The organism is Serratia sp. BW106 (assembly GCF_002607755.1).
GTDB lineage: Bacteria > Pseudomonadota > Gammaproteobacteria > Enterobacterales > Enterobacteriaceae > Serratia > Serratia proteamaculans.
The window spans coordinates 58,050-71,505 of the sequence record NZ_MCGS01000030.1 but is presented as its reverse complement, the minus strand read 5'-3'; the positions used below and the strand labels follow the sequence as shown (position 1 = coordinate 71,505).

Sequence of the window (13,456 nt, the reverse complement as noted above, 5' to 3'; positions counted from 1 at the left end):
AAAAAATTCAGATCAGTCAGGCCGTGTTTCCACGGCCTGACTTTCAGCACATCAGGATGCGTCGTTCTGCTTCAGTGAAGGCAGCTTCGATACCAGACGCAGGGAGACGGTCAAGCCTTCCAATTGGTAATGTGGGCGCAGGAAGAACTTGGCGCTGTAGTAGCCCGGGTTGTCTTCTATCTCCTCCACCTGCACTTCCGCCGCGGCCAGCGGTTTACGCGACTTGGTTTCCTGCGAGGAGTTGGCCGGGTCGCCATCCACGTAGTTCATGATCCAGTCGTTTAACCAGCGTTCCATATCGTCACGCTCGCGGAAAGAACCGATCTTGTCGCGGACGATGCACTTCAGGTAATGCGCGAAGCGGCAGCAGGCGAACAGGTACGGTAAGCGGGCGGAGAGCTGAGCGTTGGCTGAGGCATCGGCGTCGTAGTATTCCGCCGGCTTCTGCAACGACTGGGCACCGATAAAGGCGGCAAAGTCGGAGTTTTTCCGGTGCACCAGCGGCATGAAGCCGTTCTTGGCCAGTTCGGCCTCGCGGCGATCGCTGATGGCGATTTCGGTTGGGCACTTCATATCCACGCCGCCGTCGTCGCTCGGGAAGGTGTGGCACGGCAGATTCTCTACCGCACCGCCGGATTCCACCCCACGGATCGCAGTACACCAGCCAAACTCTTTGAACGAGCGGTTGATGTTGGCGGCCATGGCATAGGCGGCGTTGGTCCAGGTGTAGTTACCGTGGTTGGCACCGTCGGTTTCTTCCTCGAAGTCAAATTCGTCGACCGGATTGGTACGAATGCCATAGGGCAGGCGCGCCAGGAAGCGTGGCATCACCAGGCCCAGATAGCGGGCATCTTCCGATTCACGCAGGCTGCGCCAGGCGGCGTATTCGGTATTTTGGAAAATCTTGGTCAGATCGCGCGGGTTGGACAGCTCCTGCCAGGACTCCATCTGCATCACGCTCGGTGCGGTACCGGCGATGAACGGGCAGTGGGAGGCGGCACTGATTTTCGCCATCTCACCCAACAGCTCTACGTCCTGCGGGCTGTGATCGAAGTAGTAATCTCCCACCAGACAACCGAACGGCTCGCCACCGAACTGGCCGTACTCTTCCTCGTACACCTTCTTGAAGATGGGGCTCTGGTCCCAACCCACGCCTTTATGGCGTTTCAGCGTGCGGCCCAGCTCCTGCTTGGAAATGCTCATAAAGCGGATTTTCAGCATTTCGTCGGTTTCGGAGTTGTTGACCAGATAGTGCAGGCCGTGCCAGGCGCCTTCCAGCTTCTGGAATTCGGCGTGGTGGATAATCTGGTTAACCTGCTGCGACAGCTTTTCGTCGATTTCGGCGATCAGCGCCTGAATGGTGCGGTAGGCGTCAGAGGAGACGGTGACGGTATTTTCCAGCGCCTGCTGCGCCAGGGTTTTTACCGCATTTTCAACCGCTTCCTTGGCCTGGTCGGTCTTAGGCCGAAATTCTTTGTTCAGCAGCGCACTGAATTCATCACTGGAGAAGCTTTCGGTGGTCTGCAGCGCTTTTTGTTGCTGAGGCGAGTTGCTCATCAATTAATCCTCACGCTGATTGTTGTCGTCTTCTGCAGCCGGTTTCGGCGCATCGGTCAGGGATTGCAGCAACGCCGGGTTTTGCAAGATCTTCGAGATCAGCTCTTCGGCACCGTTTTTACCGTCCATATAAGACAGCAGGTTGGAAAGCTGAGTACGGGCATCCAGCAGGTTGTCCAGCGCGTCAACCTTGCGGGCGATCGCGGCAGGGGAGAAGTCTTCCATGCTTTCGAAAGTCAGGTCGATGTTCAGCTTGCCTTCGCCGGTCAGGGTGTTGTCAACCTGATAGGCCACGCGCGGTTTTAGCGATTTCATGCGCTCATCGAAGTTATCGATGTCGATCTCCAGGAACTTGCGCTCATCAACGCTCGGTTGCGGATCAACCGATTTCCCTACCAGATCGGCCATTACGCCCATCACGAACGGCAACTGGATTTTGCGCTCTGCGCCATAAATTTCGACATCGTATTCAATCTGTACGCGCGGTGCGCGGTTGCGGGCGATAAATTTCTGCCCGCTGCGGGATTTCGAGTTTGGCATGATTTACTCCATCTTATGGCGATTGGGAACGCGCCTCTTCCGGCTTGGAGAGTCAGGTTCAAATGCAGGTATGACTATCGTTAAGAGAACAAAGGGATCGGCGGCTAGTTGTTCTCCTCGTTATCGGGACGACCGAGAATGGTCTCCAGTTGGTTAAGACCATCGGGCGCCAAATCGCGGATAATTTGCATAAAGTCCAGTGCAATTAGCCGTTGTACCCGGTCGATCATCAGCGGTGCCGGGTGGCTTGGCTCATGAAGACGAAAATAGCTTTTTACCTTGTCCAGCATCAGTTGGGCGTCATCGCGCGACTGAATCTGTGCACTGCGCCAATTGAGCGTGGCACCCGATGGCGCTGTGGCTGCGTTTGTGGGTTGGGCGGCAACGTCAGCCGGCTGTTCGGCCATTTCGGTAACCGGGGCGATGTCCTGACCGAACTGAGCGACCAGGGCAAAGATTTTGGTCAGGTTGTGCATTTCCGGCAGGGCGCTTTCCCCCAAATGGCGGATGACCGTCGCGCGGATAGCACCGAGGGTTTCGGCGATGTGCACCACCAACTGCGCTTCCGGGCGGTCCGGTTGCGACAGTTCGTCCTGCAGGCGCGCTCGGCCGCCGGGGAAATTAGGGCACTCCAGCTTGCTGCCGTCGAGTAGCGCCCCGGCATCACGCAGTGAGATTTCACCAGCGGCCCCTTTCAGCAGCGGCGCGGCGCGCACGCTGGCGGTCAGCGTGGCTTTATCGCCGAGATCGGCCAGCACGTTGATGCGAAACAGCGGGTCGGCCTCGCCGTCGAATTCCAGCAGTGGCAACAATGCATCCCAGTAGCGATCCAGCGCCTGATGGATCAGCATCAGGCCGTCGGCGTAACCCCGTAGCCCGCGCAGTTGCGTCCAGGCGCGGGTCAGACACAGCATCACCCGTAAATCTTTGGTGCGCGTCAGCAACGTGGTCGCGAGTCGTTCAACCTGCACCCAGTCCGGTGCTTCTGCCGGGATAATGGTGCTGCCGAACTGCTGCTCACTCTTACCGGTGGCAGCCTGCTCCATCGCCAGAAAATCGGTGTCGTACTCCAGGTTTTCGCCGCAGGGATTTTCTGCGTCAACCGGGGCTAACAGGGTGTCGATAGCCATAAAATTTCCTTCAACAGGCGAGGTTAATCAAACATCTGCGGATAGTGACCGCCACGACCGGGGCGTGCCCAGCCATTGGGTTCAAACAGCAGAGAGAACAGTTGCACGGTAAGGTTGCCGCTGTGCACATGGGTATAGAGCGGATGCCCATCGGCCTGGTTGGTCCACCAGAAACTGGTGTACTGCGCCGGGTCGAAGCAGTCGGCCGCCTGTTGCCAGCCGAGGCCGGGCACGTCCGGATGTTGGAAACCGATGATCGACAGGATCTCGGAATCTGTCTCAACGGGTGGGCTGGCAAGAACAGGGATCTCCAGCAACGAACGGTCGAGTTGCTCGGCAGAAAAACCATTGCGCACGCCATTCAGTAACCGATGCCCGAGCTGGTTGTACCATTCTGCCGCCATGTTCAATTGCTGCATTCGCCAGTCTTGCTGGCAGAACAGGCGCAGAGCACAGATTGGGTAATGACGACCCACCCGATCACGGGCGGGCAGCAGGCAGCCCATTTGGACATACTGGCTGCCGAGCGTGGCCGGAATGACGAAATTCCATACCGGGGCGTTGCTGAAAGGGTGGCCGTTCGGCCCCGGTGGATTGCGTTGCAGGTTCACCAAACCGTTGTGAAACCAGTGGGCCCAATTATTGACCACCAGGTCGGGTAGGCGACGCTGCAGGAAGTCTCCGGCGGAAGGGATCTTGCCATACCAGCCAATGCTTGTGGTCGGGCTCGGGTCATTGCTCATCATCTTGTCCTTTCGGGGCTACGGGCAGGAGAATGCCGGCAACTGGAACGGATTGCGGATACTGTTGGCCGTGAACTCCAACGTGACGCGGTGGCCATCCAGGTTAAAGGTTGCCTGACGGCCGAGGCTGCTACTGCCAGTGGAGGACTGTGCCGTATCCACCAAACGGTTCAGCGCCCAAGGGCCGCTGGTCACCAGGCTGGCGGTGGAGCCGTTGGCCAGCGCCAGTTGCAGGTGCACCTGATTGGTGTTGCGGGTACCCGGCCAACTGACCACCAGAGGAACCTGCGGACCGTGGCTGTATTTGAACAACTGTCCGTCGATATCCAGCGTCAGGTTGAGGATGTCGTTATCCATCCGCACTGGTCGTACGGTCACGCGGTAAGACGGCGCGGCGGTACCGTTGGCGAAGAAGGCATCACGAATACGTTGCGCCTGCTGGAATGAACGCAGGATGCCTTCGCCACCTGGCAGCGTCTTGCCGTCTACCCCAGGGGTAAAACGCCAGTTGGCGCGGGTGGTATCGACCTTGCCCTGCAGGTTGTCACGGAAGAAGCTGTCCATCAGTCCGCTATTGGGCGCAAACATACGTGCCAGGTCGTCCGGCGTCACTTCCTGCCGTGCCCGGGCGGCCAGAGGGTAACGTCCGGCGATTGCCTGACGGCAGAAGCTGCCGACTTCGACACTGATGCGTTTCTTGACGTTCTCCATCTCCTTGCGCTGGGTGTCACTGCTGGCACCGATTGCCAGCGACAGCAGCATCTGTTTGAACGGCACTGGCAGACGTCCGGATTCGGCCTGCAGGCGTGAGATGATATCGCTCGGAGGGGCCGACATGCCGCTGTTGGCCGCGCCCTGGACCGCAGTCAGGTAGCTGTATAGCTCATCAACCTGTTTGAGCACGCTGTCGAACGGGATCGCTTTGTTGCCTTCCCCCTGACTTTGCGCCAGTTCCAGTAACGCGGCAAAGTGCGCCATCACCAGTTGTTCCGGCTGGGCAGAGACGTCGCCGTCAGCGTTGGCAGGGCGGTTGGTGAACAGGGCTTCCAGTTGGTGGTTAGCATTCTGGCTCAACCGATCCTCGGTTTTATCCAGCAATGAGCGGGAATCAGCGTCATTTTTCTCATCGCGCAGGGTGACATTCTTGCTGACGTTGACCAGCAGGTTCCGCATTGGCGAAGGATTGCCGGACAACAAACGTGCGCTGCTGATGCGCTGGCTCAGGTTGCCAATATTGGCCAATTGAATATCACCCAACAGTTCATCCCAGGCGCTGATAAAGTCCTGCATATACAGTTGGCGAATGGTTTTGATCAGATCGGCGTTTTTCTGATCCGGCGTTTTGCTGTTCAGCACCCAAACATCTTCCTGACGCAGGGTATCGGTCACCGGATCAATATTGTCGTTGAAGGTTTTCCAGTAGCCTTGCGAGGTAAACAGGCCCGGTACACCGTCGGTCACCGGCTTGCCGCTTTTGCGCGAAAAAGCCAGTTCGGTCTGCGGGCCGGCCAGGTCAACCAGGCTGACCGGTTTGATTTCGGTCTGTTTCAACAGCAGGCGCTTGAGGCGGCCGTACACCCGTTGCGACAGGGGAGCACGGTTCAGCGCGGCCTGCGCTTGCTCGACCAAAGGTTCATCTTTGGCATAAGGCGAAGCCTGGATCTGCACGTCGAGCAGTTGGCTCAGGTGCCACTCAATCTGCTGCAACTGTTTTTGCGTACTGCCCTGCGGCAGGTTGCGCTGCAGGTTGAGCATTACCCAGGCGCGCAGGAATTTACCGTCGTACTGTTTCGGCAGATACAACATCTGATAGGCCTTCAACGCTTCGTAGCTGAAGTCGGCATCGCCGTGGTTGTCGTTACGCAGCGTAGTGGCGATCTGCTGCGCCACCTGCGGCAGCAGCAACTCCTTTAGGGCTTTCTGATACAGCGAGTCGCTGGCGTCGCTGACCTGATCGCCACGATACAGCCCCATGCGATAAGTGAACGGGGGATCTTCCAGCGAGAAGTTTTGACTATCCGGCAAATGCAGCACGCTGTTGAGGAACGGCAGCAGCGATAACATGTCGCCGTTACCCAACTGCGTCAAACCCAATCCCTGACGTTCCACGCCGGGCACTTTGGCGGCGACTTCGGCCAGATAGGCCTTGTTGTTGCTGTAACTGGTGAACCAGAAAATTGCCAGGATCGCCAGGCAAGCCGCCAGCGCGATATAGCCTGCCCAATGCAGGGCGCGGTTGCGGTATTCCCACCAGCGGTTGCTGCCTGCCAGTCCGGACTCCTGGAAAATTACCGATTCCAGCGTGTCTTTCAGGAAAAAGCTTTGGCCCTTGGTCGCCGGGATGGGCGCGGTCGGGTTCACATTGTCCCAGGCCGGGTTGGCATGCTGTTGGCTGTTTGCGGTCGGCAATTGCAGGTAACGGTTAAGTTCGCCCATCACCCGATCGAAAGGCAGACCTTCCTGGGTGCCGCTGGTGAAGTAAATGCCGCGCGGCGTAAAACGAGTCTCAAAACTGGAGGTGGCAAACACCTGATCCAGATACTGGCTCAGCAACGGACGCAGAGCGGCGAATTCCTGCGGAAACAGATAGGTTTCGGCGCGTTGGCGGGCGTCATGTTCAACCAGCAAAGTCTCAGGCAACGCGGCATCCAGCCGTTGCTGCAGCAAGGTATATTGTTGTTCGAAGGTGGCGTTCAGGTTGAAATCCGGCTGACGCGAAGCCTCATAGGGGAAAGTGAATCCCCAAATTTGGTCGCGCTGCGCCTTATCAAAGCCGTTGAAATAGGCCATAAAACCATTGAGCAGGTCGGTCTTGGTCACCAGTACGTAAACCGGGAAATGGATCCCCAACTGCTCATGCAGCTCAATCAGGCGTTTACGCAGCGCGCTGGCCTGCGCGGCACGGGCATCGCTGCTGTCACTCAACAGATCGGCGATGCTGATGGTCACCATCACGCCGTTGATTGGTTGACGGGTACGGTATTTTTTCAGCAGGCTGACGAAGCTTTTCCACTCGTCGGCATCTTCTTCTCGCTGACTTTCCTGTGTGGTATAGCGACCGGCAGTATCAAGCAACACGGCGTCATTGGTGAACCACCAATCACAGTTGCGTGTTCCTCCGACACCCCGTAGGGCAGATTTGCCGAAGCGATCTGCCAGCGGGAAATGGAGACCGGAGTTGACCAGCGCGGTGGTTTTCCCTGCGCCCGGTGCACCGATGATCACATACCAGGGGAGCTGGTAAAGATATTGACGGCTGAAGTGAGTCATCCAGCGGTGCTTGCTGTCGCCCTGGCCCGGTGCGAAGCGGGCTTTTTTCAGCAATTGCGCCGCTTCATCAAAACGCTGGGCCAGCAGTTCATCCTGTTTGGCTACCGGCTTGCCGTTTTCTGCCGGGATTTCCTCGCTGGCACGCAGGTTGCTCAGCAACCGACGGTTGAGCCAGGCATTGTAGATACGCGGAATAATGCGGCACAGAAACCAGATCAGATAGAGAGCGCCGATGGCTAACTGGCGGTTGAGTTCCGGTTCCAGCGGGCGATAATCGCCGATAGCCACCAACGGGCCGATCATCCAGATGATGAACGCCAGCGCGGTAATACCGGCAAAGCCCCATAACAGGCGACTGGTGATGATGGAGAATAACGTACTGAGCATTACTTTCCGTTTCCTTGCGGCAAGCCGTTGATTTCCGCCTGGGTATTTTCTGGCGCAACCAACAGCGTAATTTCTACCCGACGATTCAGCGCCCGGTTCACTTTGCTATTGTTCGGTGCGACCGGGTTGCTTTCACCACGGCCCTCCGCCTTCACCCGTTGCGGGTTATCGAGGTGTTTCTGCAGCCGGGCGCTGACCGCCTCGGCGCGGGCCAGTGAAAGTTCCCAGTTGGAAGCGAAGCGCGCGCTGCGGATCGGCAGATTATCGCTGTAGCCGGTGACCAGGATCTTGCCGCTGACGCCGTTCATGGCGGCGGCAACGCGGTCAATCACCGGAATATAGTTGCCGCGTACCGTGGTGGCGGCGGAGTCGAACAGGCCGTCACCCTTCAGGATCACCACGCTTTGCTGTGCTTCGTCACGCACCACCACCAGGCCTTCGGCAATTTCTTTACGCAGGAAGCTTTTCAGACTCAGCGTCGGGGGCGCCGCCGGTGCCGGGTTGCCGATGGCAACCTGAGGCAGATTGGTCTGATAAATGGCGGCCAATACCGGGCTGGTATTGTCGCCCAGTCGCCAGTTGAGGGCGATAAACAGCAACGACGCCAGGAAACCGGTCAGCGCCACGCAGGCCCAGAGCGGTACCAGTGGGCGCCACAGCTTTTGCTGCACCGGCAAGTCCAGTGCATTGGGTGACAGCGGTGGGGCATAACCGCCACGCACCGAGCGGATCAATTGCAGCAGGCGCTGCTTCATGGTCTCCAACTGCGAACGGCCGTTCTCCATCACCCGGTAGCGACCTTCAAACCCCAGTAGCAGGCAAAAGTTAATCAGCTCCAGCAGTTGGATATGTTCGCGCGGACTTTGCGACAGCTTGGCCAGCAGTTGGAAGAATTTTTCTCCACCCCAGGTTTCGTTGTGAAAAGTCACCAGCAATCCGCTGCCGGACCAGACGCTACTGCTGCCCCAGGGGGTCAGCGCGGCGGCTTCATCCAGAGCGGTGCACAGGCAATAACGTGCGCCGATAATCACTTCATACGGCAGGTTGGCGCGCTGCCCGTGGAGTTCAAAGTGACGTACTTTATCAATCAGTTGCTGGCGCAGTTGCGCCGGGTTGGCGTGAGTGGCCGACTGACGGATTTGCGAGATGGCGTTCAGCAACGGGTTGGCGGCCTCTACCAACGGGTTGCCCGCCGGCGTCATGCTATTTTCCTGAGTCATAAGTTACCGGTCCGTATGGCTGCGAATCGCCCAAAATTCCATATCCAGTCCTGGGAAGTCGCCGGCCAGGTGCAGGGCGAAGGCGCTGGATTTTTCCATCTGTTTCCACAGGTCGCTGCCTTTTTCCAGTTCGAAATAGGTGTAACCCGCGTGATAGGGGATCTGACGTGGCGCGGCTGGCATGGTACGCAGCCCAATGCCCGGCAGTTGCAATTGAACCAGATCACGGATACGCGTGACCGGGGCTATCTTCATCTGCGCCGGGAAGTGGGTCAGCAGCACTTCGGCGGCCACGTCGGCACGTACCGCCAGCACGAAACCGAAGTCGCGCATCATTTTGGTGTCTTGAACGGTGGCGATGTTCAGGCCATGCGAGCGCTCGACCAGGGTCAATTGGATGGCGTTGTCTTCCAGCACCACCGACAGTCCCTGACGCAGTAACAGCATTAACTTGCCAAAACACAGTGCCAGGTTGTCATGGTCATACACCGGTAGTCGGGCTTCCGGCGTGCGCTGTGCCGAGAAGCTGGCGAGTTCGGTGGCGAATTGCAGCCAGTCGGCGAACAGGCGTTCCGGGTGCAGATGATCAAGATGGTAAGCGTGGCTCACCTGGCCGAGATGGCGGTTAATCAGTTGCAGCAGCATGAAGTCGACCATTTCGGAACTTCCGCCGCGTCCCGGTTGCAGCAGGCGCTGGCTCATCTGTTGGCTGCGCTGTTGTAACAGGCCCTGCAAATCGTTGATAAAGTTTTTCAGCACCGGGCTTCCCTGACAGTTCAGCATCGGCGGGATTTGCACCTGATCGAGACGCAGGCTGGCATCGCCGCGTTTTTCCAGCACCCGGGTGACACCTAGTGCCGTCCATTCAGCGTTAAGGTCGCTTTCCAGCATCAGGCGTAGGCGCAATTGACCAAACTGCAGTGCTGCGCTGCCGACCGAGACGGCGTTCAGGTCGTCGACTTCGTTTTCATAGGCCAGATAGCGTGCCAGCGCGTCCGGCGCTTCCTGAAAAATCACGTCTTCGCGGCCCGCGCGATAGGTCGGCAGGGCCAATACGACGTTTTCGCCGGTCTTGTTTTCGGCGATGGTCAGCGGGGCGGGTGCCTGTTGGGCGCCGGAGAAACGAAACGGCGTGCCGTCCGGCATGATGCCGCTGGCAGCGTTGAGGGCAATTTTGCCCTGACGCAGCAGGGTCTGATCCAAATCCAGATTGAGGAAACCCCAAAAACAACCCTGGTGGGCCTGGCCCCAATTGCGCATGTAGCTTTCGAGATAGTTTTCCGCCTGCTGGAAATGGTGAGGGCGTAAAAACATCCCTTCAGTCCAGACTACCTTATGAGCATCTTTCATCATCACACCTTTGGTTACTTCGCTTCAGCACAGCGGTGGGTCAGTCGGGATCTTTCAGGGTACGCAGGCCACTAATGCCTGCGACGATGTGGGCTTCCAGCTCATCCGGCGAGAATTGCCATACTTTGTAAAAATTGGTCTCGGTCGGTTCCGGCAGCGGTAAGGAAATGCGCCAGGCTTTGCCATCGAGGTTTTGATATTCGGCGATGATGCCGATATATCGGGTTTCCAGCGTGCTTTGGCCGCTGAGCTTTTTGCCCATCTGGCCCGGAGTCAGGAAGAACTGGTCACTGTCCAGCAGGCTGGCTCCCAGCACGCTTTTCGCATCGCTCTGCAGGCTAAAGAAGTCGGCCTCCATAAATTCCGCATCAGAGCGCAGCAGTAGCACGCGAATTTTAATCGGTGCAGGACGTTGACCGGCTACGGCATTGACCTGGCGGTCGGCGTCAAAGACCAGGCTGTAGCGAGAGGGCACACTCTTGGCAGAGGACATGCAGCCGCTGAGCGTCAGTGCGCCCAATATCAGGAACAATAGCCCGCACCGGCGGGAGGTGATGGATGTGGTTATCATGTTAAGTCTCGTCAACCTGGGGGGAACTACTGAAGGATCCAGGTGGCAGAGCCGGCGCTTTTACAGGCCTTGCTGTCACCGCCGACTTTTACGCAGTCCTGCGGGGCGGTACGGGTACGGCGCGGTAAATCTTTACGCAGCGTCGATTTGTAACGCGTTGCCGGTACACCGGCGTTGGTCTGGATGTACCCCATCAGATCGCCTCCGTCGACTTCGGAGATTGCCAGCCAGTGGTTTTCTACTTCACCCAACGCATAGAAAGCGGCGGCATTGTCCAGGCTACCGACCGGAGTGCCGTTGTAGCCGGGGCTGCTCATGATGCTGGCGGCGTACAGACTACGGTATTCCTTGCCTATGGGTTTGAACTGTTGGGGAGCTGTGATGGCGACGCGGTGCTGCAGTTTTACACCGTCCACTTCGCTGCTGATCAGGGCGTTGTTATCGAGTACCGGTGGTGGTGGTGGCGGGGTGGAGCAGCCGGCAAGCGTCAGGGCGGTCAACAGCGTTAAGGTAATCCGTGTTTTCACAATATCCTCTTTGAGCTTTTTATGGGCAGAAATGAAGCGGCTGTGTAATAAAAGCGCCGACTGCAGGCGCAAGCGACATTATTTTTAGCTGGCAGGTCAGGATGCGTATCAGAGGTGTTTTGCCGGCTGAGGCGAGTAAACCAGCGTAGCCAGCGAACCTTTCAGCCATGGGGCAAAGGTATCCGTCGGGATGCCTTTTTCGTCGTGGGGGGAGTGAAGGGCTGATGATTAACCCAGTGGCCGAGCGGTAACACTTTATGGGGCAGTTGCCACAGTTCGGGTTTAGGGTGCAGACGCGGGGATACCCCGATGTCGGCTAGCGCCAAAACGGAGACATCCGGATGATGTTTTCCCTGCCCGTGGCAAGGACGATGAACTGCGCTTGGGCGCAATGGTTTTACGGCTTTCATTGTGTGTAAGGCTTCCCGTAGATATCAGCGAACAGCCAGGCCGCATCGCTCAAAAACAATCCCGTTTTTCGGTTTAATAGATATCAGGCTACTTCACAATCTTTGTGCTGCTGGCTGTTTTAACCTGCTTTTTTGATGGTGACGGTCAGGTTTTTTAGGCTCAATAACTCAACTGTAAACTCAAAAAGCCCAGCGAGTGACACTCACCGGAAAGGCGTTTAAACCGCGGTTGACGGCAGCCCGAGAGGGATGCGGAATGATAAGATAATTCGCACAACCTCTCGATTGAGACATAGCTACCGCACGAGAATTAACGCAGGATCCCGATGACGTATCTGTCACGAATTGAGACATGGACTGACGAAAAACTTAACAAAGTTTACATATAAACAGAGTTTTCGCAGTCTACAATAGCCTTACAAATTTGCAAAATAACCTTCTGGATCAATGTCCAATTCGTTATCTCACTCACAATTTAAATTTAAACCATACAAAACATGTATTTATGTAGTAATTGTTTTTGTGTGGATGTTTTTTGGATCATTGGTAATACCATGAAATATTTATGTAACACTTAAGCCAATGTACTTAAATAACGACTATTTTTTAACGCAAATAAAGTGACAGGTCGTTTTATGTACTTACCATTCGCAGGGTAAAGATGATCTCATATATAAATAAAAGGAATGTTATTTAGGAGGATTCCTATTTGGTTGGGCGAAAAGTCGCTCAGGGCGGGGGCGGACGCGGGTCGATTGACCGAATGGCTAATGCTTTAGTAGGGGTGAATTAACGGCGAAAAGGATTGAGATTGAGTTGGTGTAGGGTGTCGCATAACCACGCCAAAGCAGGGTCGTGCTTTATCTGTCGTCCGGCAACCATTTCGATCGGAAAGGCCGGTACGGCCAATTCACCCGGTAGCGGCAGAAACTGAATTTTTGAGGGATCGGCAAATTGCCGGGCGGCACTGGATAAATTTATTGTATGAATACTCTATATACAAATAATCTATTTCCAGAATCATACCGCGTTGTTTAGGCTGGGAGCACGCTGATTCAATAACAACATAAGGTGTGACGATGGACAGGGTATTGGTGACCGGCATTGAGCCGTTTGACGGCGACACGATCAACCCCTCATGGCAGATTGCCCAGGCGCTGGCCGGGGAACAGATAGCCGGTGCGGAAGTTGTGGTGCGCGAATTGGCCTGCGTGCTGGGTTTATCCAACCAGCAACTTATTGCAGCGATCGAAGAGTTGCGGCCGCGGGTGGTGATCTGCCTGGGCCTGGCCGGTGGGCGTGGGGAAATCTCTATTGAGCGCGTGGCCGTCAACCTGATCGACGCCCGTATTCCCGATAACGCCGGTAAACAACCGATAGACGTACCTGTGGTGGTGGGCGGTCCGGTGGGTTACTTCTCTACGCTGCCGGTGAAGGCGATCGTGCATCACTTGCATCAGTCAGGCATTCCGGCCGCGGTATCGCATACGGCGGGCACCTACAACTGCAACCAGCTGTTTTATGGGCTGAGTCATCATATCGCCAGCCATAATCTGGCAATCAAAGGCGGGTTTATCCACATTCCGTACAGCCATGAGCTGGCGGTCAATCATCCGGGCAAACCGAGCATGGCGTTAGCGACGATGATTGAGGCGGTGCGCAGTATTGTGCATACCAGCTTGACAGTCGGGGAGGACTTAACGATTTCCGGCGGGGCGCTGCATTGAGTTAATAACAGGGCGCAGTTCACA

10 protein-coding genes are annotated in these 13,456 nt (G+C 56.6%); 1 reads left to right on the top strand and 9 read right to left on the bottom strand.

What is annotated here, in order from left to right; genetic code table 11:
* Positions 1–51: 51 nt before the first annotated feature.
* The 9 genes from tssC to tagV all read right to left on the bottom strand — a co-directional run bounded on the left by tssC (position 52) and on the right by tagV (position 11,295).
* The gene (gene tssC / locus BEI65_RS19225) at positions 52–1,557 is read right to left on the bottom strand and encodes a type VI secretion system contractile sheath large subunit (protein ID WP_085117362.1); all 1,506 of its coding nucleotides are present in this window, start codon (positions 1,555–1,557) and stop codon (positions 52–54) included.
* Positions 1,558–1,560: 3 nt separating this feature from the next.
* Positions 1,561–2,097 carry a type VI secretion system contractile sheath small subunit gene (gene tssB, locus BEI65_RS19220; RefSeq protein ID WP_099064671.1) on the bottom strand — a complete coding sequence of 179 codons (537 nt, stop codon included), beginning with the start codon at positions 2,095–2,097 and terminating at the stop codon, positions 1,561–1,563.
* Between the two features lie 104 nt (positions 2,098–2,201).
* Positions 2,202–3,227 carry a type VI secretion system protein TssA gene (tssA, locus tag BEI65_RS19215; protein ID WP_099064670.1) on the bottom strand — a complete coding sequence of 342 codons (1,026 nt, stop codon included), beginning with the start codon at positions 3,225–3,227 and terminating at the stop codon, positions 2,202–2,204.
* A 23-nt stretch (positions 3,228–3,250) separates the two neighbouring features.
* Positions 3,251–3,970 (bottom strand): type VI secretion system-associated protein TagF, encoded by a 720-nt coding sequence (gene tagF, locus BEI65_RS19210; protein WP_099064669.1) that lies wholly within the window; start codon positions 3,968–3,970, stop codon positions 3,251–3,253.
* 18 nt (positions 3,971–3,988) lie between these two features.
* Positions 3,989–7,627, bottom strand: a complete 3,639-nt coding sequence (gene tssM / locus BEI65_RS19205; RefSeq protein ID WP_099064668.1) for a type VI secretion system membrane subunit TssM — start codon at positions 7,625–7,627, stop codon at positions 3,989–3,991.
* Positions 7,627–8,829: a DotU family type VI secretion system protein gene (locus tag BEI65_RS19200; RefSeq protein WP_099064667.1), complete on the bottom strand. Its 1,203-nt coding sequence runs from the start codon at positions 8,827–8,829 to the stop codon at positions 7,627–7,629. The genes tssM and BEI65_RS19200 overlap by 1 nt, the downstream gene beginning before the upstream one ends.
* Positions 8,830–8,850: 21 nt before the next feature.
* Complete coding sequence (tssK, locus tag BEI65_RS19195; RefSeq protein ID WP_099064666.1) at positions 8,851–10,197, bottom strand: type VI secretion system baseplate subunit TssK; 1,347 nt, start codon at positions 10,195–10,197, stop codon at positions 8,851–8,853.
* Between the two features lie 40 nt (positions 10,198–10,237).
* Positions 10,238–10,768, bottom strand: a complete 531-nt coding sequence (gene tssJ, locus BEI65_RS19190; protein WP_099064665.1) for a type VI secretion system lipoprotein TssJ — start codon at positions 10,766–10,768, stop codon at positions 10,238–10,240.
* 26 nt (positions 10,769–10,794) lie between these two features.
* Positions 10,795–11,295, bottom strand: coding sequence for a type VI secretion system accessory protein TagV (tagV, locus tag BEI65_RS19185; RefSeq protein WP_099064811.1), 501 nt, complete (start codon positions 11,293–11,295; stop codon positions 10,795–10,797).
* A gap of 1,489 nt (positions 11,296–12,784) precedes the next feature.
* Here tagV and pcp point away from each other — a divergent pair.
* On the top strand, positions 12,785–13,432 hold the full coding sequence (pcp, locus tag BEI65_RS19175) for a pyroglutamyl-peptidase I (RefSeq protein ID WP_099064664.1): 648 nt from the start codon (positions 12,785–12,787) through the stop codon (positions 13,430–13,432).
* Positions 13,433–13,456 lie beyond the last annotated feature (24 nt).